Annotated in this window: 16 protein-coding genes; 5 read left to right on the forward strand and 11 right to left on the reverse strand. The window is 58.8% G+C overall.

The features are described 5' to 3' along the window. Positions 1-5 precede the first annotated feature (5 nt). From FTW19_RS14305 to FTW19_RS14320, 4 genes are all read right to left on the reverse strand, one after another. Complete coding sequence (locus FTW19_RS14305; protein WP_147648265.1) at positions 6-506, reverse strand: hypothetical protein; 501 nt, start codon at positions 504-506, stop codon at positions 6-8. A 22-nt stretch (positions 507-528) separates the two neighbouring features. Next, the gene (locus FTW19_RS14310; protein ID WP_147648266.1) at positions 529-1794 is read right to left on the reverse strand and encodes a tetratricopeptide repeat protein; all 1266 of its coding nucleotides are present in this window, start codon (positions 1792-1794) and stop codon (positions 529-531) included. Between the two features lie 11 nt (positions 1795-1805). Beyond that, positions 1806-4772: an excinuclease ABC subunit UvrA gene (gene uvrA / locus FTW19_RS14315; protein ID WP_147648267.1), complete on the reverse strand. Its 2967-nt coding sequence runs from the start codon at positions 4770-4772 to the stop codon at positions 1806-1808. Positions 4773-4856: 84 nt separating this feature from the next. Continuing rightward, a complete protein-coding gene (locus FTW19_RS14320) occupies positions 4857-6158 on the reverse strand; it encodes an acetamidase/formamidase family protein (protein ID WP_147648268.1) in 1302 nt (433 codons plus the stop codon). 160 nt (positions 6159-6318) lie between these two features. Here FTW19_RS14320 and FTW19_RS14325 point away from each other — a divergent pair, with 160 nt between their 5' ends. The 3 genes from FTW19_RS14325 (at position 6319) to FTW19_RS14335 (ending at position 10537) form a co-directional block, all read left to right on the forward strand. After that, positions 6319-7869 carry an APC family permease gene (locus FTW19_RS14325; RefSeq protein WP_147648269.1) on the forward strand — a complete coding sequence of 517 codons (1551 nt, stop codon included), beginning with the start codon at positions 6319-6321 and terminating at the stop codon, positions 7867-7869. Between the two features lie 50 nt (positions 7870-7919). Continuing rightward, positions 7920-8798, forward strand: coding sequence for a class A beta-lactamase (gene bla / locus FTW19_RS14330; protein ID WP_147648270.1), 879 nt, complete (start codon positions 7920-7922; stop codon positions 8796-8798). A gap of 125 nt (positions 8799-8923) precedes the next feature. After that, the gene (locus FTW19_RS14335) at positions 8924-10537 is read left to right on the forward strand and encodes an amino acid permease (protein WP_147648271.1); all 1614 of its coding nucleotides are present in this window, start codon (positions 8924-8926) and stop codon (positions 10535-10537) included. A gap of 68 nt (positions 10538-10605) precedes the next feature. Here FTW19_RS14335 and FTW19_RS14340 read toward each other — a convergent pair whose 3' ends face one another. Beyond that, a complete protein-coding gene (locus FTW19_RS14340) occupies positions 10606-11145 on the reverse strand; it encodes a DUF6982 domain-containing protein (RefSeq protein ID WP_147648272.1) in 540 nt (179 codons plus the stop codon). A 165-nt stretch (positions 11146-11310) separates the two neighbouring features. Here FTW19_RS14340 and FTW19_RS14345 point away from each other — a divergent pair, with 165 nt between their 5' ends. Further along, the gene (locus FTW19_RS14345) at positions 11311-13188 is read left to right on the forward strand and encodes a CCA tRNA nucleotidyltransferase (protein ID WP_147648273.1); all 1878 of its coding nucleotides are present in this window, start codon (positions 11311-11313) and stop codon (positions 13186-13188) included. Positions 13189-13332: 144 nt separating this feature from the next. Here the strand turns inward: FTW19_RS14345 and lspA are convergent, their stop codons facing one another. Beyond that, positions 13333-13872 carry a signal peptidase II gene (gene lspA / locus FTW19_RS14350; RefSeq protein ID WP_147648274.1) on the reverse strand — a complete coding sequence of 180 codons (540 nt, stop codon included), beginning with the start codon at positions 13870-13872 and terminating at the stop codon, positions 13333-13335. Then, entirely contained in the window at positions 13872-16751 is a 2880-nt protein-coding gene (gene ileS, locus FTW19_RS14355; protein ID WP_147648275.1) for an isoleucine--tRNA ligase, read from the reverse strand. The genes lspA and ileS overlap by 1 nt, the downstream gene beginning before the upstream one ends. A gap of 272 nt (positions 16752-17023) precedes the next feature. Between ileS and FTW19_RS14360 the strand changes: the two genes are divergently transcribed. After that, positions 17024-18010 carry an energy transducer TonB gene (locus tag FTW19_RS14360; protein WP_147648276.1) on the forward strand — a complete coding sequence of 329 codons (987 nt, stop codon included), beginning with the start codon at positions 17024-17026 and terminating at the stop codon, positions 18008-18010. Here the strand turns inward: FTW19_RS14360 and FTW19_RS14365 are convergent. The 4 genes from FTW19_RS14365 to FTW19_RS14380 all read right to left on the reverse strand — a co-directional run bounded on the left by FTW19_RS14365 (position 17897) and on the right by FTW19_RS14380 (position 22400). Continuing rightward, the gene (locus tag FTW19_RS14365; protein ID WP_147648277.1) at positions 17897-18790 is read right to left on the reverse strand and encodes a UdgX family uracil-DNA binding protein; all 894 of its coding nucleotides are present in this window, start codon (positions 18788-18790) and stop codon (positions 17897-17899) included. The genes FTW19_RS14360 and FTW19_RS14365 overlap by 114 nt on opposite strands. A 122-nt stretch (positions 18791-18912) precedes the next feature. Then, positions 18913-20178: a Gfo/Idh/MocA family protein gene (locus FTW19_RS14370; RefSeq protein ID WP_246153304.1), complete on the reverse strand. Its 1266-nt coding sequence runs from the start codon at positions 20176-20178 to the stop codon at positions 18913-18915. A gap of 14 nt (positions 20179-20192) precedes the next feature. Continuing rightward, positions 20193-21185, reverse strand: coding sequence for a sugar phosphate isomerase/epimerase family protein (locus FTW19_RS14375; protein ID WP_246153305.1), 993 nt, complete (start codon positions 21183-21185; stop codon positions 20193-20195). Positions 21186-21209: 24 nt separating this feature from the next. Then, positions 21210-22400 carry an ROK family protein gene (locus FTW19_RS14380; protein ID WP_246153306.1) on the reverse strand — a complete coding sequence of 397 codons (1191 nt, stop codon included), beginning with the start codon at positions 22398-22400 and terminating at the stop codon, positions 21210-21212. Between the last annotated feature and the right edge of the window lie 132 nt (positions 22401-22532).

Here is a 22532-nt window from a genome sequence, read left to right on the forward strand (position 1 = left end):
TTGTTTTAGTGTCGGAAGATGACGGCCAGCAGTTCCGTGTGAACGGTCTGCAGCCGCTTCAGGGTGGCCTGAACCAGGCCACGATCATCGCCGGAGGAGGCATGCATGATGTCGTTCAACCGGTGGTCGGTCTCGCGGAGCAGGATCTCTGCCTTCTTCAGTTTTTTGGAATCGTCGGCTACGCCCATGTGGATGCGCTCGGCGTACTCGGAGATCTTCTTCATCGTGTTTGCGGCTTTGTCGGTGTCACCCAATGCCAACTGACGGCTGGCCAGCTCCGTCATACGGCCCACCAGCTCCGTGTAGAGGAAGCACTGTTCTCGTGGAGCTGCGAGTAAGGCTTTGGTTTCGAGTTGTTGAATAACAGCCAGGTCTACGTCTGCGGTGCCTGCTGCCCGCACTACTGGAGGCAGCAGCAGGACGCCCACCGCGAAAAAGGAAAAAGCGGCGTGGCGGAAACCAGGGCGAAGTAAAGCGTTACATGCACTGCGTACTGCGAACGGCATACCGCACCCCTTTCGGAAGTGCTCACCTGTGTTCGAGAGCGGCAAGTCGGTGGCGAGCCTGCCACTCTTGGTCCGGATACTTTCCTGCAGCGGCTGATAAGAACTGGTGATACAGCAGAACAGCTCGTTCCGTCTGATGCAGGCTATCGTTCGCCGTTGCCTCCAGAAATAGAGTTGACGGCGAATTTGGAAGGAGTGTAGCTCTCTGTGTCAGCGCCTGCAACACAATTCTGGGCTGATGATTCTCTGACGCTGCAAAAGCGAGATGACCGAGCGTTTCACCTAGGTCTTTCGGGTTTTCCCAGCGATCCGAAGGTAATGTTACGGCCTTGGTAAACACCTGCTGCGCTTCATCGAACTTCTTCTCCAGCACCAGCGCAGAACCGAGATCGTCCAGGAGTGATGGATCGTCCGGCGTTGCGGCAAGCGCAGCACGCAACATCGGTTCGGCCTTCGCCGGATCGTTTGCCTGGGTATAGAGGTGCGCAAGCAGCCGCTTTAGATTGGCATCATCGGGGTTCGCCGCCAGCAATTGCTCCAGGAGCGGAGTCGCCTCGTTTGCCTGGCCATGGCGCAGGAGATAACGGGCGTAACTTACCGCGACCTCGGGGCTGGTAGCGCCTTTCACCATCAGCTTCTTGTACTGGGCTGCGGCATCAGCGGTATCTCCGGCGGCATCGGCAAGCTCGGCGACCATGAGGGTATCTTCGGGCGTCTCCGGCGTAAGCTTTAGCGCTGCTACCAACCAGTCGCGTGCGGCTGCCGGATTTGCGTTCTGGTCGATCTGCGCGAGCGCCCGAAAAACCCGCGCTTTCAAAGCCTTTGCCTGTGCAGCGTCTCCCGGCTGTAGGGCGACCGCCCGCTGCAACGTCTCCCTTGCGTTATCCAGATGACCTTTCCGAGCCTGTAGAAGGCCAAGCGCCAGGGTGGACTCGAACTGCTTCGGATCAGCAGCGATCGCGGCTTTATAGCTGCCCTCGGCCGCGTCGTCTTTCTCCTGCGCCTCCTGGGAGAAGGCGAGTTGGTAGAGCATCCCGGCATTCTTCGGATCAGCTTTGACAAGCCCGGTAAGCAGACGTTCGGCTTCGGCGTAATTCTGCTGGTCAAGAGCAGTCTGGGCCTTCTTGTACTGGTCAGCCCTGTCCTGGTCTTCATCGGCGACAGAGCGTGTCCCGGACGGCAGTTGCTGGCCGGCAGCCGGGAGCACCCATGGGCCGGAGGTGGCGGCCAGAAGGGCTCCGCCGAAGGTGAAAAGGCGCAGAGACGCCGGAAAGATCTTCGATGCCATGGATGTTCCTCTTAATGTTTGACGTCGAGCACCGGCGCAAGCCACTTCCCGGTAAGGCTGTCTGGGTTGGAAGCGATCTCTTCCGGAGTTCCGATGGCGACAATCTGCCCGCCACGGAAGCCTCCTTCAGGGCCCAGATCGATGACCCAATCGGCGCTCTTGATCACGTCAAGATTGTGCTCGATTACCAGCAGAGAGCCGCCGCCTTCGATCAGCTTGCGGAAGGCTGCAAGCAGCTTCGCCACATCGTCGAAGTGCAGGCCCGTCGTAGGTTCGTCGAGGATGTAGAGAGTACGGGACGATGCCTTCTTGTTGGCACCCTCGCCGCGCTGCGCCGTAATCGCTGCGCGCGCCGTTGCCAGGTGCGCGGCCAGCTTCACACGCTGTGCCTCGCCGCCGCTGAGGGTCGTTGCCGATTGACCGAGACGCACGTAGCCGAGGCCGACCTCATCCAGGACAGCAAGCCGGTCGACGATCTTCGGATGTCCGGCGAAGTAGCTCAAGGCATCGCGGACGGTCATATTCAACACGTCGTGGATGTTCTTGCCCTTGTACTTGATCTCGAGGATGCCGGCCTTATAGCGGGTTCCATGGCACTCATCGCAGGGCAGCTCAACATCGGCGAGGAACTGCATCTCGACCGTGACCGTGCCGTCGCCTTCGCAAACATCGCATCGTCCGCCGGGGACGTTGAAGCTGAAGCTTCCAGGGGTGTAGCCCTTACGTTTGGAGTCGGGCTGCGCGGCGAAGAGATCACGGATGGCGTCGAAGGCCTTGATATAGGTAACGGGATTGGAGCGCGGTGTACGGCCGATGGGCGACTGGTCGACGAGCACCACTTCGCTCAGGTTCTGTGCGCCCGTGAGTTCACGGTAAAGTCCCGTCGGATCGCCGCCTTCGGTCTGTCCCATCTGCTGCATGAGGGCACGGTACAGAACCTGGTGGATCAGAGTTGACTTACCCGATCCGCTGACACCGGTGACGACGCAGAGCAGGTTGAGCGGGATTTCGACGTCCACACCGCGAAGATTGTGAATGCGGGCGCCCGTCAGCTTCAGCTTGGTGCGGCCAGGTTCACGGCGGGTGGAGGGAACTGGGATATGAGCTCGGCCAGAGAGATAGCGTCCAGTGGTGGAATCCGGATGCTTTGCGACTTCGGCGACCGTCCCGGAGGCCAGCAATTTGCCACCGAGTTCCCCAGCGCCCGGACCCATGTCAATGAGGTGGTCGGCAGAGCGGATGACATCGGGGTCATGCTCGACAACAAGGATGGTATTCCCCAGGTCACGAAGCTCTTCGAGGATGTGGATGAGTTTTGCCGTGTCTCGCGTATGCAGACCGATTGACGGTTCGTCCAGGACGTAAAGCGCGCCAACCAGCCGTGATCCCAGAGAAGTGGCAAGCTGAATGCGCTGGGCTTCGCCGCCGGAGAGTGTGGAGGAGAGCCGGTCGAGGGTGAGGTAGTCGAGGCCGACCTGTTCCAGGAAGCCGATACGCTGGCGGACCTCCTCCAGGATCTTTCCGGCGATCTCGGTCTGTGCCGGAGTGAGACTCAGGCTGTCGAAGAACTCGCGCGCGGCGGTGATCGTGAGTGACGAGGCCTCGCAGATGTTCTTTTCGTTCAACAGAACAGCGCGCGCTTCAGCGCGGAGCCGTTGGCCATGGCAGACCGGGCAGGGAGCGTAACCCCGGTACTTTGCCAGGAAGACACGCACGTGGAGCTTGTACTTCTTCTTCTCAAGCTGATCGAAGAATCCGCGGATACCCGGGAAACCGCTTCCACCCTGCCGCACCATCTCCTGCTGCGCCGGAGTCAAGTCATACCAGGGAACGTCGATCGGAATGTCATTGGCTTTGGCGAAGCGCTTCAGCTCGCCGTGGAAGGCGCGGTACTTGGGACGCTCCCACGGATCGACTGCGCCTCCGGCGAGCGTCTTCGACGGATCAGGGATGATAAGGCCGGGATCGAAGTCGATAGTGTTTCCGAATCCCTGGCAGCGAGGGCAGGCGCCGAAGGGGTTATTGAAGCTGAAGAGACGCGGCTCTGGCTCGCGGTAGGCACGACGGCAGTTCACGCACTCGAAGGCGGCAGAGAAGTGCAAGATCTGCGGGGCAGAGTGGTCACGCGGAGCGGTCTGGAAGTAGATCTCGTTGGATTCGCGATAGCCGGTCTCAATGGCATCGACGATACGTGCTCGGACTTCAGAGGAGACGGAGAGCCGGTCGACCAGCACATAGATCGGCTTGGTGAAGTCGAGCTCCAGCAACGACTCGGGGGTTGAGAACTCAACGATATTGCCGTTCTGGAAGAGCCGGTTGTAGCCCCGCTTGCGGAGCTCGGAGAGGCGTTCCTTCTGGGCATCGGTAGGATCAACCAGGGTTGGCGCCTCGACTGGTTTCGCAGCCTTTGCACTCTTCTTCGCAGCCTTTTTCGCGGGCTTGGGAGGGGTGGCCTCTTCTTCCGTAGAAGGCGCAAACTCCTGCATCGGTTCCAGCAGGACGTCGCGTCGCTGGATAGGGAAGAGTGCGTACAGGCGAGTACCGTCGCCCAGGCCGAGGACGGCGGCGGCAATCTCATCAACCGTATCGCGGCGAACAATGCCACCGCAATGCAGGCAGGTTACCGTGCCGCAGCGGGCATACAGAAGCCGCATGTAGTCATAGATTTCCGTCGCGGTCGCAACCGTGGAACGCGGATTCCGGGTGGTGTTCTTCTGCTTGATGGCAATCGCGGGAGCGAGACCCTCCATGTGGTCGACATCGGGCTTCTCGATCCGCTCCAGAAACTGACGGGCGTACGCCGAGAGCGACTCGACATAGCGGCGCTGCCCCTCGGCATAAACCGTATCGAAGGCAAGCGACGACTTTCCCGAGCCTGAAACGCCGGAGACAACCGTCAGGGCGTTGTGGGGGATGTCGACATCGATGTTTTTCAGGTTGTGGGTGCGCGCTCCGCGAATGACGATCTGCTCGTTCATGGCCAGTCTTCTATTGTCGCCGGAGCGGGCGGTTGAGGGAAACTCCCCCTGCAGCCCGTTCAGGCGGTAGCGACCGGATCGGCCTTATTGCGATAGCCCTTTCAGCCTTTCTTTGTTGATCTTGAGCACAACGCCTGCATTGCGGTCTGCCACTTCACTGATGCGATATTCGGCCGCCGTACCGATGACCATGCCGATCTCGCTCGGGGTGAGGTGGTACTCGTCCTTGAGCCAGTTCGCCATGTTTTCTGTGGCTTCCTTCAGCGCGTCGTCAAGCGATCCGTTTTCGCCCATCGCCATGATGTGCGTTGCATTCTCGATCCGAGGCTCCATCGGACGTTTGCCGGGAATAACGTCGACAGTCACGGTCACATCCATGGAGGTCTCCAGGGCATCGCCTGTGGTTTCGCCGTCGCCCTGAACGGCATGGCCGTCGCCGAAGTAGAGTAGAGCTCCCGGAGCCATCACCGGCAGGTAAACGGTGGCGCCTTCGGTGATCTCGTTGAAATCCATATTTCCGCCATAACTTCCGTCGTCTCCTGTTCCCGGGGCGGCCTGCTGCGGCCGCGTTGCCACGGCGATGCACCCAAGCATGGGGCGGACTGGGACGCTGTAGTTCTTCATGTGCTGACCGGGGTTTGCCGGGGTCGCAATACCTTTGGCCAGGTCGAGTTTCCACTTCGCCCCTTTGCCCGTGTCCTTCATCATCACAGCCATGCCCTGGCTTTGCGCTCGGGGCACGATGCCGTCGGTGCTGATGGCGTAGTCACGGTTGAGCTTGAGCGACTTGATATGGACAACCAGGGTGTCGCCGGGCATGGCGCTGTTTACATAGAACGGGCCGGTCTCGGGATTGCCGCCAAGCGAGCGTCTTACGCCGGTAGCATCGGCGCCTCCGGCATCGACAGTGGTGGTATGGATGGTGTCGCCTGGGTTGATCGTCAGCACAGGCTTGTTCAGGGCAGAGAACTGACGATGGAAGACGGTGGGGACAAACTCATGTGTCTTTACCGGGCCCTGCGGACGGACTGGTATCCGATCCGCCAGGAAGGTGCGCGTCGCTGGATGTTCCTTGTCGGAGCCGTCGATCCAGATTACTGTACCGGTGATCTGGCCATTCACTACGGTCGCTGTCAGCTCTTCTGAGCCACCCTGAGTATCCTTCGCCAGGAAGTGGAGTTTGCCGCCGGCATAGGTTCCCTCGACGTTATCGCCGGAGAAGTCTCCGGTGAGCTTCTCTCCGTCCTGTTTGAGCTCCATCTTCCAGAAAAGAGGCGAGCCGTAAAAATCAACCGTTGCCATCCATTTGCCCGTCAGACTCTGTTCCTGCGCCGTCCCTGACGCAGCGCATCCCAACAAGCACACCACGACTGCCAGACCCTTCATATGACTGCTCTCCTTGTGAAGACTGAAAACCGGTTACGGAGGGCTACGTTATCCCGGTCAGGGAAGTTCCCGTATCGACGAACCTTTTCGTATTTCACGGGAGCCCCCGTCAGATTCTGAACTGGCAACCTTTCACCTCAACTGGTAAAACAGTGCCAACGTGTCCACCCAAGAAACCTCGCAGCCTAAATTTGTTCAGGGCCTCGGCCTCTTCTCTGCCACTGCCATCGTCATGGGGTCCATGATTGGCTCCGGCATCTTTATCGTCGCAGCGGATATCGCTCGCGGTACCAGTTCGCCGGCGCTTTTGATCGGCGCATGGCTGGTAACCGCGGCGATGACCATCATCGGCGCGCTCAGCTATGGCGAACTTGCTGCCATGATGCCGAAGGCCGGCGGACAGTATGTCTATCTCCGCGAAGCGATTGGCCCGCTCTGGGGCTTCCTGTATGGGTGGACGCTGTTCCTGGTGATTCAGACAGGCACCATCGCCGCCGTGGGCGTCGCCTTCGGCAAGTTTCTCGGGGTCTTCTTCCCATCCGTTGCTGCCGATCACTGGCTGCTCCATCTCGCGCATGTTCCGCCGATCGCGGTTGGTCCGATGGTCCTGGGCAACATGGATATTGGTTTATCCACGGCCAATCTGGCAGCGATCGTCATCATCGTTCTGCTCACTGCGCTCAACTCGATGGGCGTGCGGCTGGGAGCCCTGGTACAAAACATCTTCACCTCCGCCAAGATCTTCGCTCTCGCGATGGTGGTTCTACTAGGCCTGCTGGCTCGTAATGCGACGGCGATCGCTGCCAACTTCTCCAACGGCAACTTCTGGAAGGGTGCCAGTTGGAGCGATCTGCATCCGGTGCAGCAGGGTGCAGGCGGCCCCACCGTGATGATTGGTCTTCTGACCGTGCTGGCGGTGGTGCAGGTGGGTTCGCTGTTTTCGGCCGATGCCTGGAACAACGTCACCTTCACCGCAGGTGAGGTTCGGAACCCCAAGCGCAACCTGCCGCTTTCGCTCGTGCTGGGCACGGGGACCGTGCTGCTGCTCTATATCCTTTGCAACTTCATCTACCTGGCGGTGCTTCCGCTGCATGGTGATCCGCAGGGAACGACAATCGTTGCCCGTGGCATTCAGTACGCGAGTCAGGACCGCGTGGCGACCGCGGTGATGGAGCAAGCGTTTTCGGGATATGGATCGCGCATCATGGCGCTCGCCATCCTGATCTCGACCTTTGGTTGTGCCAACGGCATGCTGCTCGCCGGAGCGCGCGTGTACTACGCCATGAGCCAGGACGGCCTCTTCTTCAAGTCGGTAGGCAGGCTCTCGCACAAGACGAATACACCGACGGTGTCGCTCTGGGTGCAGTGCCTGTGGACGTGCCTGCTGTGTCTCTCAGGATCGTACGGACAGTTGCTGGACTACGTGATCTTTGCCGCGCTGGTCTTCTACATTCTGACCATTGCCGGCATCTTCATCTTGCGGCGGAAACAGCCGGATGCGCCTCGTCCCTATAAGGCGATCGGATATCCGGTGCTGCCGGCAATCTATATCGTGATGGCGGCTTGGGTAAGCTACGTCCTGCTGCGGTATAAGCCACAGTACACCTGGCCGGGCCTGATCCTGGTGCTGCTGGGTGTGCCGGTGTACATGGTCTGGAAGAGCCGAAGCGAGAAGTCTGAGGGTCTGGACGGCGTGGGCGTTACTGATTGAATTCCTGTGGTGCTGTCCACAGGAAGATCTCCATCTACCCTGAACGCACCATGCCGACACGCCGCGCTTTTCTCGCTTCCACTGCCGCTGTTCTTGCTTCCAGCAACAGACTGTTTGCTGCTTCATCTACGCCCGACCTGAAATTACTGGAACCCTTTCTCGCGCAACTGGAGAAAGAGAAAGGCGGACGTCTCGGCGTGTCTGTTCTTGATACGCAGACCGGAGCTCATGCTGGCCACCGCGCTGGTGAAGCCTTTCCGATGTGCAGCACCTTCAAGCTGTCGCTGGCCGCTCAGGTACTTGCCCGCGTCGACCATGGGGAAGAGAAGCTTGATCGCTTGGTGACGTACACGCAGGCAGATCTCCTTTCCTACGCCCCTGTCACGAAGGAACATGTTGCGACGGGAATGACGGTAGGCGCGCTATGTGAGGCAGCAATTACGCTTTCGGACAATACGGCGGCGAACCTGTTGCTGGTGACAGTCGGCGGCCCGGCCGGATTCACGAGGTGGCTACGGAGCCTCGGCGATACCGCAACGAGACTCGATCGTAACGAGCCCACACTGAATTCTGCGGAGCCCGGGGACCAGCGGGATACCACGACTCCGTCGGCCATGCTGGCGACGCTGCAGAAGCTAACTTTAGGCAATGTTCTCAGCCCTGCATCTCGTAAACAATTGAATGACTGGATGTTGGCGACCCAGACCGGTTTGAAGAAGATCAAGGCCGGACTGCCTGCCGACTGGAAAGAAGGCGACAAGACCGGATCGGGCGACAACAGCACGACCAACGATATTGCTGTTTTGTACCCGCCGGACCGGAAACCGGTGCTGATTACGGTCTATTACACCGGCAGCAAGTTGGAGACTGACCAGAGCAATTTGGTCTTTCAGGAGATTGGCAGAAAGCTCGGGTCGTTGTACGTTTAGCAGGGCATGTAAAAGGATTTAACCGCGAAGGCAGGTTGCGGAGAGTTTTCCCCGCAACCGCCCGCCTTCGGGTATTCTCTTCACATCCCAGCAATACTGAGGCACTAAGGAGCTGTCGCCGCTACATGGCCAAACTACTCGCCACGAAATCAATGGAATCTCTCCTCAATGAGGCACACGAGGAAGGTTCCGAAACACTCGTCCGAGCGCTCGGACCGTTTCAACTCACCGCGCTCGGCATTGGCGCAGTCATCGGCGCCGGCATCTTTGTTCTCGCCGGTATAGGCGCACACTCTGCAGGGCCAGCTCTTACGCTGGCCTATATACTTTCCGGCCTCGGTTGCGTTTTTGCCGGTCTCTGCTATGCAGAGTTCGCCGCCATGATTCCGCTGGCCGGTTCTGCCTATACCTATGCGTATGCCACGCTGGGCGAGATCTTCGCGTGGATCATTGGCTGGGATCTCACGCTTGAGTACGCCATGGGCGCCAGTACCGTCTCCTCCGGCTGGTCAAATCACTTTGTCGAGTTTCTCTCCATCTTCGGGCTGAAGTTTCCTCTCTGGCTCTCCTATGACCACTGGACCGGTCTGCGTACGGCGACCGATGTCGTCGCCCGCAAGATGCTTGCGGTGCAGCATCCAGAACTGCTTCCAGGAACGCAGGCGTTTTCGGCCGCTCTGGATGCACTGAAAGCCGCTGCTCCCGCTGATCTAACGGCCCAGGCGCACGCGCTGCTAGGAGCTCCGCATCTCTTTGGGATTGAGATCGGGTTCAACCTTCCGGCCTTCATCATCGCCCTGATCATCACGACGATCCTGGTGATCGGTATCTCGGAGTCGGCCAAGTTCAACTCCGGCATCGTCATGATGAAGGTGGCCGTGGTGCTCTTCGTCATCACGCTCGGCATCAAGTATGTAGACAAGGCGAACTGGGGTCATGACTGGTCGACCTTCGCTCCCTTTGGTGGGGGCGGTATCGGTCTGGCCGCCGGTCTGGTGTTTTTCAGCTATATCGGTTTTGACGCTGTCTCCACGACCGCGCAGGAGGCCAAGAACCCGCAGCGCGATCTGCCGATCGGCATCATTCTCTCGCTCTTGATCTGCACCGTGCTCTATATCGGCGTCGCTGGCGTCCTCACCGGCATGGTCTATTGGAAGGACATCAACATCGAGGCTCCGGTGGCTCGAGCCTTCCTCTCTCATAACCTGGGATGGGCGGCGGACATCATCACGGTTGGAGCGCTGGCGGGGCTCACCTCAGTCATGCTGGTGATGTTGCTTGGTCAGTCCCGTGTGCTATACGCCATGGCTAAGGATGGACTGCTGCCGCAGAAGTTCTTCGGCGCGATTCATCCGAAGTTCCGCACCCCGTGGAAGGGAACCATTCTGGCTGGCTTTCTGGCTGCCATCGTCGGCTCCATTACGCCGATCGACGATATCGGTAAGATGGTGAACATCGGCACGCTGCTGGCCTTCGTAATTGTCTGCATCGCCGTTGTGGTGCTGCGCAAGACCGATCCGAGCCGCGAGCGTCCCTTCCGTGCACCCTTGGTATGGCCCGTCCCGGTTGTTCCGGTCCTCGGCGTGCTCTTCAACGGCTACATGATGTACAAGCTGGGCTGGCAGAACTGGGCCCGGCTGATTGGTTGGCTCATCATTGGCCTGATCGTTTACTTCACCTACTCCCGCTTCCACTCAAAGGTGCAGGCTAAGGTCGAGAGCGAGGTTGCAGCCGACTAGTCTAGCTTCAGCCATAAAGACAAAGGGCGGCCACGTGCCGCCCTTTGTCTTTGGAGAAGATTCTTAGCTTAGTTTGGCCGTGAGTTCGGCGGCAGCTCGGTAGCGAAGAGCTGTTCCTGGAGGGATTTGTCTGCGGAGGTCGAGGCGACGGGTTTCTTCTTGGACGGCGTGGTGATCACCGCCAGAAGGTCCATGCTCTCAATGGCCCGCCGAGGGACGAAGATCCGCTGTACGTTGGACCGGACATCGGGAGGTGTGAACTGGATCCCCTTGTCCTCCAGCGCTGAATCCATCAGGCTGATGTCTAGCGGTGCAAGACCTTCCAGCACATCTTCGTCGCGGAGCTTCAGACGGATAAAAAGACCCTCCGTCCGTGGCTTGGAAAGAAAGGTCTTCCGCAGTGTCCGCTCCGGATCCTTTTCCGTAAGGTTGAAGTCACGGACATAGAGCACCATCTTGATCTCGGAGAGGGGAATAGGCATCACCCGTCCGGAGAGATCAAGGAGCTCCAGCGCATCGTCCTGGACAAAGCCCGCAGCCGGCAGGTAGCCGGCTATGGTGTCGCGGCTGAATCTTCGGATGAGAACTTTTTTTCGTCCTGCCGGCATACAGGGCATTGTCTCATCGGGTTCTTAAAAAGCAGCAGGAATGTAGCAAAAGCGGTACCTATATGTTACATTTGGCTTTTGTGTCGTCTTGCTTGCCGGTGCTAAGCGATTGATACGGCGAGAGTTAGCGACGAATCCGAAGCCCGGAGCGCTGCCCGCCTATCTATGGCCGACTACATCTACCTGCTCGAAAATCGACTATCTGCTAACCAGAAGGATGCGCTGGAGAAGATCAAGGCCGTCGTCCGGGAACGCGGGATGACGCTGTTTCTGGTCGGAGGAGCCGTGCGCGACCTCACGGCAGGCACCTCCGTACGCGATCTTGATGTGGCAGTTCAGGGAAATGCTCTCAAGTTGAAGAAAGATATACAGAAAGCCGGCGGCACCTTCTCCGGGGAGTATGAGCCGACACAGTCGCTTTTCTTCGACTTTCCTGGCTCTGTGCGGGTGGAGATCAGCAGCACTTTGGGCGTGACCTATCCCAAGCCGGCAAAACCGGTCTACAAGCCGGCGAACATTCTGGAAGATCTGCGCCGTCGTGACTTCACGGCTAATGCCATGGCGCTGTCGCTCAATGAGGGCTCCTGGGGCCTCCTGATGGATCCGCTAAACGGCGTTGCCGATATCGAGAACCGGGAGCTTCGGCTGGTCTCCAACTATGGATTCATTGAGGATCCGTCCCGTCTGGTTCGCGCCGCTCGGCTGTCTTCGCGTCTTGGCTGGCAGTTGGAAGAGCGCACCCGCGCCCGCTACGAGACGGCAAAGGAAGAGGACTATATCGCCAATCTTCCGGCCTGGTATCGCGGTTACGAACTGGAAGAGATCGCCTATGAGGAAGACGGTCTGCGCGTCCTCCGCCACCTGGAGAACGAGGGCTGGATGAAGGCCCTTATGCCTGCCTGGGGACCGAAGGTCGTGAATGCAACCGCTCTCGACGATCTGCGCGACAAAGTAGGCGTGCTGCAGTTGCAGGGAATCTTCCCGGACGCATCCGCCATTGCCTTTCCGCTCCTGACGGCCAAGCTGACGCCAAAGGATGTCGCCACGCTGAAGCATGGTTTCCCGCGTCAGGCATTCGTGGAAGCGATTGACGGCATGGAAGCTCAGGGCAAAGCGCTTGCCACGGAATTTACCGGCAAGTCGGCAGCGGCGCCCTCCGCTGCGTGGAAGCTGCTGCATGCAGCGAAGCCCGAGGCTGTACTGCAGATGGTCTTCGCGGTAAAGTCCGGTTCAGTCCAGAACAAGTTCAAGGCCTTTACTGCGGAGTGGCCGCAGGCCCGCCTTAAGATCCCCTATGCGTTGATGCTGGAGATGCGCATCACGCCGGATCTTCCGGGCTATGACGAACTGGTCGAGAAGCTCTTCTTTGAGCTGATGGACGGCAAGTTGTCGACCGTTGAGGAGATGAAGGCGTACCTCGAGCCTTACTCGCCGCCGGCACCGCCTCCGCCTGTTAACCTGCGCCGTCCGCGGGCCGCCAAGAAAGAGTCGAAGCGGGCGAAAAAGGCTGCTCCTATCGTCGAGGAAGTCGCAGATGAGCTGATCGCCTCGGGTGATGCGGGTATCGAGATTGGAGACGAGGATCTGATCGATGCAGAGGCCGCTCTAGAGCCGGTGAAGGCGGCTCCTGCGAAGAAGGCTGCCCCTGCGGAAGTGAAGGCTGCGGAACATGCTCCAGCCAAGAAGGCTGCTGCCGCGCCTGCGCCACCGAAAAAGCCCGCGGCAGCTCCGGCTGCCCCTGCCAAAAAGGCAGCCCCGGCTCCTCCGGTGAAGGCTGCGGCCAAGAAGCCGGCGCCTCTTCCTGCGAAGAAGGCTCCGGCGAAGCCCGAGGTCAGGAAGCCGGCCCCGGCGCCCGCGAAGAAAGCCGCGGTTCCGGCAAAGAAAACGGCTCCGGTCAAGCATGCTGCTGGTGCCAAAAAGCCGGCTCCTCCGGCGAAGAAGACGGTTCCGGCAAAGAAGCCCGTTGCCCACAAACCAGCTAAACCCGCCGCGAAGCCTGCCAAGAAGGCTGCTGCGAAAAAGGCCCCCGCGAAGAAGCGGTGAAGGTGACAGCAAGGGACAAAGAGGAGTAAGGTTTTCGTCAACGTAGACTCTGTGCCGCCGTCGGGGCCGGAGCCACTGATACGTGGAAAGGGCTGCCCGGTCTGGCAGCCCTTTTCTCATCCCTCGATGTTTCTTTTCTCATTCCTAGATATCTGCTGATTCCTTTGGCTGCGGCCGGAATATCTCGAGCAACAGCAGACATGCACCAACACAGATAGCAGAGTCGGCCAGGTTGAAGTCAGGCCAGTGATAGGTGCCAATGTGGACTTCCAGGAAGTCCACCACATGATCGAAGCGAATGCGGTCGTACAGATTGCCGAGCGCTCCGCCAAGAATCAGCGCCAGTCCGAAGCTGGTAAGTGACAGCGTGCGGCCAACTCTGTAGATCATTGCGGCAATCACCACCGTAACACAGACCGAAAACGCGATCAGCACAATGCGTACACGTTCAGGTGAGGTGGAGTCAGCGAACATGGAGAACGCTGCACCCGTGTTCAAAACATGACTCAACCGAAAAACTCGCGGGATGATGGTGATGGCCGAACCCAGGTCGATATGCGCTTCAATCCATAGCTTCGACAGGCGGTCTGCAGCCACTACCAGTGCGGTAATGAGAAGCAGCCACAGGCGAAGATCGCGTGTACGACTGGCGTTGGTGACCGGAGAAACAACGGTGTCGGACATTAGACAGGCTGCTCCTGAGTCACGGTATACGGTTCGTAGCCGATCTCGTCGAGTGCCGTTGCGCAGCGAGCGCAGACGGTCGGATAACGGCTATCGGATGCAACATCATTGGTGTAGCGCCAGCAACGCTCGCACTTTGTGATGTCGGAGAGCGTTTCGCATGGTGTTACTTCTACCGACGGTGTTTGATCGCCATTCACCGAGAACCGGAATGCCGACACATTGCACAGCTCAGCGAAGTGAGAACCGAAGCTATCGAAGCTTTCTTTCAACGCTGCCGGAATGGTTACGGCAACGCTGGCATCGAGCGCTTTACCAATCTGCTTGTTCTTTCTTGCCTCTTCGAGCGACAGCAGAACCGTGTCACGAACGGCAAGCAACTTCTCCCAGTTCGCAACCAGGCTCTCAGTATTGGCTGGAGCGAGGTCTTCCGGAGCGGGGAAATGCGCGATGTGGACGCTGGCTTCGCGGCCCTCGACCTTCGGCAGGTACTCCCACACCTCATCCGCGGTGAACGAGAGGACCGGAGCGACCAGGCGAACCAGGGCCTCCGTGATCTTCCAGATCGCGGTCTGGGCGCTGCGGCGTCCTGGGGCGTTGGGCGCGAAGGTGTAGAGACGGTCCTTCAGAACATCGATATAGAACGCGCTCAGGTCAGAGTTACAGAACTCGTTGATGGCGTGATAGGCACGATGGAACTCGAATTCGTCGTAGGCTTTGCGCACCTTGGCGACGATCTCGGCTCCCTTGGCCAACATGTACCGGTCGAGTGGTTCGAGGGCGCTGAACTCCTTCACCGCATGTTCCGCGGGGTTGAAGTCATACAGATTCGCCAGCAGGATGCGGAAGGTGTTGCGCAGCTTGCGGTAGATCTCTTCCGCGAGGCGCTTCATCAGTGGGACCGAGGCGATGACGTCTTCGCGGAAGTCGACCGAGGCGACCCAGAGGCGGACGATGTCGCCGCCGAGCTGATCCATCACAAGGACAGGATCGACACCGTTGCCGAGCGACTTGGAGAAGGCGCGGCGCTGCTCGTCCAGTGTCCAGCCGCTGGTAGCGACGTACTTGTAGGGTGCGGCGTTGCGGATGCCGACAGAAGCCAGCAGCGACGAGTGGAACCAGCCACGATGCTGGTCGCCGCCCTCGGTGTACATATCGGCAGGGAAGCGGAGCTCCGGCTCAGTCTCCAGCACGGCATGCCACGACGAGCCGGACTCGAACCAGACATCGAGGATGTCCATCTCCTTGCGGAAGGCCGCGTGTCCGCACTTGATACAGGTCGTTCCAGCCGACAGCAGTTGTTCGGCCGGGTACTCGTACCAGGCATCAGCGCCTTCTTTCTCGAAGAGCTTCACGATGCTTTGATTGAGTGCCTTATCGCTGATGGGGTGGTCGCAGCTCTGGCACAGGAAGACGGCGATGGGCACACCCCAGATGCGCTGGCGCGAGATGCACCAGTCGGGGCGGGTGGCGATCATGTTCGAGATACGCTCTTCGCCCCAGGAGGGGTCCCAGGTCACCTTCTTGATCTCATCCAGCGCGCGCTGGCGGAAGGTGGTCTCGTTACCGTGCTGGTCCTTGACCGGCGTCTCCATGCCGATAAACCACTGTTCCGTGGCGCGATAGATTACCGGCCTGTGGCAGCGCCAGCAGTGCGGGTAGCTGTGCTTGACCTCGGTTTCGGAGAGCAATGCTCCGTTCTTGCGGATGATGTCCAGAATGATGGGGTTGGCTTTATAGATGTGCAGGCCGTCATACTCCGGCAGGCCGTTGCGTATCCGTCCCGCATCGTCGACATTCGTGGTCTGCGGCAGGCCGTACTTTGCGCCGGTGTAGAAGTCGTCGGGACCATGCGCCGGGGCGGTGTGGACCGCACCCGTACCCTGTTCGGCCGTGACGTGATCGCCCAGCACTCCCAGGATCGTGCGTCCATGCAGGAAAGGGTGCGCAAAGGTGATGTTCTCCAGCGCCGTGCCTTTCATATGGGTGAGCACCTTTGCTTCCGGCATCTTGCAGGACTCCCGGACGGCGTCGGCGAGCGCTTCCGCAACCAGGTAGACGGCGCCATCGGTGTTTTCAAGGGCGACGTAGTCGAACTCCGGATTGAAGGCCACCGCCAGCGAGGAGGGAAGCGTCCACGGCGTGGTGGTGTAGATGATGGTGTACACCTCGCGGCCGGCAAGCTCCGGCGCCAGATCGGCAGGGTCGCTGAGGAGCCGGTAGCGGACATAGATCGAGGGAGAGGTGTGCTGCTCATACTCCACCTCGGCCTCGGCCAGGGCTGTCTTGTCATGCCAGCACCAGTAGACCGGCTTCAGGCCCTTGTAAACGTAGCCGTGCTCGAAGAACTCGTAGAAGGTCTCGACGATACGGGCTTCGTAGGGGAAGCTCATCGTCAGGTAAGGATCATCCCAGCGGCCCAGGACTCCCATGCGGCGGAACTGCGAGCGCTGCAGATCCACATACTTCTGCGCGTAGTCGCGGCACTGCTGGCGAACGGTAACAGCGTCCATTTCCAGCTTCTTGCGGCCAAGCTGCTCGTCGACCTTGATCTCGATCGGCAGGCCGTGGCAGTCCCAGCCGGGCACATAGGGGGAGTCGAAACCGGTCATCGTCTTGGATTTGACGACGAAGTCCTTGATGCACTTGTTCAGCGCATGGCCAAGGTGGATAGCGCCATTGGCGTATGGCGGGCCGTCATGCAGAATGTACTTCGGCGCGCCGGCGCGGGCGGCACGAATCTGTCCGTAGAGGTCGTTTTCGATCCACTTCTGGAGGCGTGCTGGTTCGTTCTGCGGAAGGCCGGCCTTCATGGGAAAGGCGGTCTGCGGCAGGTTCAGGGTAGACTTCAACGGCTTCTGCGCGGGCGAATCTGACATGCTTTTTCCTGAGTTGGTACGCGAGGTCACCAAAAGATCATTTTACTTTGTCAGGGCATTGCAGCCGTATACCCGGATGTGGTTCCATGCGTCAAAGAAAGTGACTGCGCGCCTAGGAAAACCTCTGTAAACTAGGAGCGGAGCCAGACGCTGAACGCGACGTGGCAGGAACCGGCAAAAGACCGGGAGATGTAAGTCCACCAACGGCGCGAGAATTTGGAAGAAGGGTGTGGGCGCAGTACGGCCCGCAGGCCAGGTTTGCGAAGCAGCTTATGGCGAATACTGTTTTGACGCCACCGGGACTCGATCCTAAGAACGATGGTCAGTTCGACGCCCGTAAGAGCGCCGAGCCTATTTTCGGGACAGAACTCCAGACTACGGAAGAAAACGTGTTTACCTCGCTATGGGCGAGCCTGAAGGACGTCTTTTTCCCGGAGAAGCTGCCTCCGCTCCAATTGCAATCAAAACCGATTGCGGTCGTCGACCGCATGAAGGTCAAACGTGATCCCAAGTCTACGGCCATAGCAGCGGTGGTGCATGTGCTGGTGATCCTTGCCATCGTCTGGATTGTGAAGAACAAGGTCGTCCAGATCATGGCGAAGCCCATCGTCAGCAACGTCGACATGTCGAAGGTGCCCCCGCCCGTCTCGCTGAAGGCAGCGGAACGTATGGGCGGCGGCGGCGGCCAGCGTGGTCCGACGCCAGTCACCAAAGGCAGACTTCCGGAGTTCGCTGATAAGCAGATTGTTCCTCCGAACAAGCCTCCCATCGAAGAGCCGAAGATCCATATTCAGCCGACAATTGAGGTCCAGAAAGACCTGAAGATGTCGAATGTGAATATGCCGAACTTCGGTATGCCGAATGCTCCCGCGGTCGGAGTCTCCTCTATGGGTAATGGCGAGGGAACTGGTATCGGTTCTGGCAAAGGATCGGGTCTCGGACCGGGATCGGGCGGGAACTATGGTGGCGGCGTCAGAAAGATCGGCAATGGTGTTCTCGCGCCGCAGTTGATCTACGGCCCGGAGCCTGAGTTCAGCGAAGAAGCCCGTAAGGCTAAGTTCCAGGGCGAAGTCATTGTCAGCCTGATCGTTGATACCCAGGGACGCCCGCAACGCGTTCGTGTCCCGCGCCCGGTCGGCATGGGACTAGACGACAAGGCCATTGAAGCTGTGAAGCAATACCGCTTCAAGCCTGCCACTGAAAATGGCGTTCCCGTAGCGGTAGAACTCGCGGTCGCCGTGAACTTCCAGATCTTCTAAACCGAACTTTTTTGTGACCATTGCCCGGGGATTATCCCCGGGCAATGCTGTTTGTGGAGCTGCCAGCATTGCAGGCAGCTGCTGTCGCGGTGCCTTGATCATGCTGCATTTGTTGTACCGTTGGGGATGCTTCAAATAATCTGCGGCCCGTTTGAGGTCCGCAACGAGGATCTCCCGGCTGCGATGCCGGTCTTCATCCGTTCGCGCTCGAAGGACTGCCGAGGGATGTAAGGTCGCGATAATCGGAGGTAGCCCCTTTACCTCTTCAATCTCTCCATGCGCCTGTGTGAGCCTGAACTTTGAGCCGAGTAACGACTGTGCGGCAACGGCCCCCAGGCAGACAATCAATCGCGGTCGCACCGTCTCCAGTTCGGCCTGTAGCCACGGCCGGCAGGCTCGGATCTCCTGCATGCCGGGCTTCTTGTGGATGCGGAGCTTTCCGCGAGGCTCCCATTTGAAATGCTTGACGGTATTGGTGACGTATACGGCGTCGCGATCGATCCGTGCTTCATCAAGACACTGATCGAGCAATTTGCCGGCAGGACCAACAAATGGTCGTCCCTGCCTATCCTCCTGGTCGCCTGGCTGTTCACCGATCATCATCATCGCAACCTTCGGGCGTGTGGCGTCCTCATGAGTTTCAAGCTCGCCGAATACGGCCTGAGTCGCATGGCGGTAGAGATCGCATCCGTGACATTGTTGTACCGCCTTACGAAGTACAGGCAAGCTGCGATCTCCAGGGACGAACGCAGCAGCACCGTTGGTTGCAGTTTTCGGCATCGGACATCTCTCCTGGGCGGAATTAGATGTCGTGTGCCTGGCGGCTGTTGTCATCGGCATCCTTGAGAGTAGATACACGAATGCCCGGCGATGTGCCGGGCATTCGTGGGTTGGATCCGTACTTAGACGTACTTTCGAAGATCAAGGCCCAGCTTGTACTCTTCCTTGTCAGCTTCGATCTCTTCCCAGGTCACAATGCGTCCTGTTTCGGCAGCTTTGCGAGCCAACATGCAACTACGGGCGCTTTCGACGCCGGCAGCGATCTGGTTCTGGAACTTGTTTTCGGTGATGCTTTCAATGAAGCTCTGGTCTTTCTTCTTGTCTGCTTCAGCCAGGTTGTCGCTGAAGGCGCCATCGGCTGCGAACTTGGCGTTCGTTGTCTGGTCGCTGCCGGCCCAGGTCCACGGCTTCAATCCCTGAATACCGAGCGCGCCCTTATATGGCATCTCAGCAAGTCCCTCAGAGCCGAAGATCGTCTCCTTCACATCGAAGTACCCGGCGGAGTTGAACTGCGTCGAGCTGAAGACAAACTCGGCTCCATTGGGATAGGTGAAGATCACCTCATAGTTGTCATTGATATTGCCGAAGTTCTGAAGGACCTTGCGGCTGGCTCGTGCCGTGGCCTTTACGGGATGAGCCTGCATCACCCAGTTGCAGACGTCGATGACGTGAATGTTCTGCTCGAGCAGGATATCGCCGGAGAGTGTCTTATCCCACAGCCAGTTCCGCAGGCGTTGCTCGTCCTGCGGCATTGAACCGCGGTCAGGATAAGTGGCGGTCGGAGCGTTGTAATGACCGCTGAGTGAAGCGATCTTTCCGATCTGCCCGTCGTGGATTCGCTTTACAACCTCGACAAAGGGAGGAGCTGAGCGAATCTGGAAGCCGACGGAGACGCTCACTTTGTTGCCGACCCGTTTCGCGATCTCAAGGGCACGCCGTGTCTGGGGAATATCGACGCCGACAGGCTTTTCGCAGTAGACGTGCTTGCCGCCGGCGGTGAGAGCATCCATGTGTTCGACATGGAAGAAGGGAGGCGTGGAGATCTGGACCGCGTCGACGTTCGGATTAGCCGCCAGCGCCTTGTAAGCCTCCCACCCGTGGAAGGTCATCTTATCGTCGATTGGTGCGAAACCGAGCGATGCATTGACCTGGTCAAAGTGCTGCTTACCCTTGGCAAGCTGATCAGGGAAGATGTCGCCCAGCGCGACGATGCGCGCCTGAGTATTCTTCGCAAACGAGGTCGCGACCGACGTGCCGCGTTTGCCGCAGCCCAGCAGGGCATACTGCACGGTCGAATTTGCTGCGTAACTGAAAGCGACACTGGGTTTCACGATCATCAGACCGCCCAGAGCTCCTGCACCCTGCAAAAACTTTCTGCGATTCATCATCTTCCTCCGTCTGGCTATGCCTTCTTGATCTTGTTGAGGATGCCTTCGAGATACAGCTTTTCGGCTTTTACGTCCTCGACCTGCTGCGGTCCGGAGGTCTCACGTTCGATGCTGACCGCGCCTTTATAGCCAAGGTCATGCAGCATCGATAGAACCTTCGGGAAATCAACCTCGCCTTCGCCGATGCGCACCTCTTTGCCAAGCTGGTCTGGATCAGTCGGCCATTTGCCGTCCTTGGCATGCATGGCACGAACATAGGGCCCAAGGACCTTGAGTGCGTCTACAGGATTGGCCTTACCGTAAAGAATCAGATTCGCGGTATCAAGCCCAACACCAAGCGCGGGATTGTTTACGTCCTTCAGCATGCGCAACATGGTTGTGGGCGTCTCCTGCCCAGTCTCCATCAGAAAGCTTTGGCCATTGGCAGCGCAGTGCTCGGTGATCTCGCGAATGGCGGCAACAGTCTCCGGATAAAGCGCGTCCTTGGGGTCCTCAGGAATAAACCCACAGTGTGTCTGAACCTTGTCGATGCCAAGTGTCTTGGCAAAGTCGGAGCACTGTTTCAGCGCATCGAGTCTGGCCTTACGGTAGGCTCGCGGTACCAGACCAATGGTGGCGGGGCCTTCCGTGAAGTTCCATTTGAGCGGTTGGGGATTCACGACTTCGGCTGTCGTCGCAATCACCTGATACTTATCCAGGAGATCTGCCATCTGCTTTGTCAGTGCGGGCGTGAAGTTGTTCAGATAGCCGTCGAGCGAGAGGAAGCAGGTTTTGAAACCGAGATCGCGGACCAGGCGAATCTTCGCTTCGGGATCCGGAGATGGCTTGATAAGCAGGCCAAGCTCCATGGGTGCATACCCGGGTTGTTTCCGCGTAGTGCTCTGTGCGAAGAGCGTTGTAGGGGCCATTCCACCGGCGGCTACACCGACGGCAGCCGCAGTGGCCTGCTTGAGAAAGGTACGGCGTTCAGTCGACATCTCTTCCCGTTTCTGCTGCGTTGCAAACATCTCAGGACCTCCGTATGCGAAGTTCTATAACGACATCAGGTAGTTAAAAGCTGCGATGGAAGCCGCGCTTCGCGGCAACGACACCGGATCTGCGGTGGTGAAACGAATCTCGGTAGAACCGAGATAGCGGGGAAGGATACTGTTTTCGATTCCCTGGCGGATGGCTGTGCGGAAGACACCATTCTCAAACCCTTCCAGGTCTGTGAAGAGCACTGCTTGCGGATTATTGATGTGGACCAGCGATGCAATGGCTGAACCGAGAGCTTTGCCTGCGCAGCGCAGCAGTTGCACGGCGTTGCGGTCACCATGCATGGCCAGGTCTTCCAGGTCACGCATGCTCTCAATCACCAGGCCTTTCTCATGAGCGGCCTGCCGCAGCGCAGAACCGCCGGCAATGGTATCGAGACATCCATTACGGCCACAGCGGCAGAGTGTTCCATGTGGATCGACCGAGATATGCCCAATCTCGCCGGCGCTGCCGTCGTGTCCGCGGTACAGAATGCCGTGCATATAGTGGGCGGAGCCAATGGTACGTCCCAGCACGATCGAAGAGAAGTGATCGTACTCCCGAGCATCGCCGAAGATATGTTCTCCAATGGCAATTGCGTTAGCATCGTTGTCAGCCCATGCCTGCAGTTCCAGAGCCTCTCCGATGATGCGGGCGATGGGAACATCACGCCAGTCCAATGCGGCGGAGTAACGGCACACGCCTTGGTCGGCATCGACGATTCCTGCCACGGCGATGCCAGTGCCACGCACTCTGGTGCGCGGAATCGAGGCATGGCGTAGCGCGGCGAGGAACGTCGCACGAACTGCTTCGGGAATCTCTGAGAGGGAATCAACCGCCGGAACGTGGCGTTGTTCCAGAACCGCTCCCTTCAGGTCCGTAATCGCGAGCACCATCTCGCCTTCGCCAATATTGATGCCGGCAAAGCAGGAATGCCCAGGTTGAAGGGAGAGCTGAACCGGTGGACGGCCACGACGTTTTTCGCGGCCAGGCGGATCGATGGACGGAGTCTCCGCCAGAAGTTCCTGCTGAAGAAGCTTCTGGGTGACCTCGGTGATGCCGGCTGGACTGACGCCCGTAAGCTCACTCAGCTCGAGCCTTGAGAGACGATCGTATTGCAGCAAGGCTGCGATGATTGAGGTCTTCGCGGATTGAAACGGCACCTTCAACGACAGCTTCTCCGGACGGCAGGCGGAACAAAACGGCACGGGATGTCGTACTCCATCATGCGGTTACAGGACGACCAAACCAGGGTTACAAATCGCCTTGACCGCTTGACGGTGCATGGATATCATCCAGTCACCGAAACATTGCATTCCTGCTTTCCTGTAGATCGTACA

Source organism: Terriglobus albidus, from assembly GCF_008000815.1.
In the GTDB taxonomy this organism is placed as follows: Bacteria; Acidobacteriota; Terriglobia; order Terriglobales; family Acidobacteriaceae; genus Terriglobus; species Terriglobus albidus_A.